The 1332-nt window shown below is 41.2% G+C and carries 1 protein-coding gene; it reads left to right on the top strand.

What is annotated here, in order from left to right:
- Window positions 1-1332 (top strand): DEAD/DEAH box helicase family protein (locus tag ASL19_RS17910; RefSeq protein WP_161808604.1); only part of this gene is annotated, 1332 nt, incomplete at both ends.

Raw genomic sequence — 1332 nt, 5'->3', positions numbered from 1 at the left:
AAATGCGGTTACCGGGTTTCTTCCGACCGGATAAGGGCAAATATCAATCCCTGGTGAGTACGGGGGATAGACGCTATTCTATTAAAGAGATTGAAGATATCTTACAACCCTTTTTTCCCCATGGTTTATCTGATGAGCGGTGGAATGATTGGAGACTAGCGGAAAAATCTCAGAAGAATGGGATTTTATCCATGCCAGAGGAATCACTACCAACTGTGGTGAGCAGGATGGAGAGGCAGAAGCAACTGGCAGCCAGAAAACAGTTAGTCTGGGAAGAGGAGAATAATTTAATTGAACTGGTTAATAAAACTGCGGAACAAGCCACCATTGAGGACTTTGAAAAATTACATCCCCTGAAAGTAAAGTGGTTTGGCAAAAGGGCTAAAAGCGACTGCCCTTTTCATCAATCACAATCGGGAACTGCTGGTTGGTTTGGAAATATTGGTGGTAAGTTAGGTTGGGCTTGTCCTATAGACACTGACAATAGACTTTTAGACCACTTCCGGTTTTTTTCTAAATTGCGTTACGGTAAGGAAAACCCGACGGGTAAAGAATGGGTTGAGATTGCTAAAGCCTACCTAACAGAAATGGGCATACCATTTTCCGATTGGAACCGGTTTAAAAATGGGAAGTTAGCTAAGCTTGGGGAAGAAATTAGGGCTAAGGATCTGGAAGATAACCGGGTTGAGGAATCTCAAGACCTATTTGCTTTATTGAAAAAAGCAGGCAGAAGTCTGTGTAAAATAGCTAAAGGATTTGGTAAAGAAAAATATGTGGTATCTAATCCATCACATACAGTAACAAGAAAGACAATAAATGTAAAAGAAATTAAGAAAGAGATACTAGATGCTTATAAAAGTGGTTATAAGAACATAATTGTAAAAACACCTCCAGGTAGTGGAAAAACCCACACAGCGGGAACTTTTATGCCTGATGAGCTTAGTGTAAATAAAATTCTTTATGTCACTAATGGGGTGCAAAATCCCACAGTATCAAGTCTGGTTGATTGGTCTCCAGCTACGGCAAGACACGGTGGTCTGAAGTGGGATACCTCTCAAAAAACTGCTGATGGTAGATATTACCTACGACGAGCCAAAAAGGGAGAAAAGCCGGATATTCAGCCTAATTGCATTGCTAGCGAGGTATTTGAGGGTTTGCGACAACAGGAGGTCAATGTAGATAACTCATCTGTTATTTGCGATGGATGTCCCGTATCAGGAACCTGCAAATCTTTTCAAGGATTTCTCATAGACCGCAAGACTGCATTAGAACAAGACCGAGTGCGTATCCATCCTGAATCAATAGATCCGACCATTTTCGATTCTCCTTTAC

The organism is Cylindrospermopsis sp. CR12 (genome assembly GCF_001432185.1).
Taxonomy (GTDB): Bacteria; Cyanobacteriota; Cyanobacteriia; order Cyanobacteriales; family Nostocaceae; genus Raphidiopsis; species Raphidiopsis raciborskii.
Note: the sequence above shows the minus strand (reverse complement) of the source record. Positions and strands in the feature narration are given on the sequence as shown.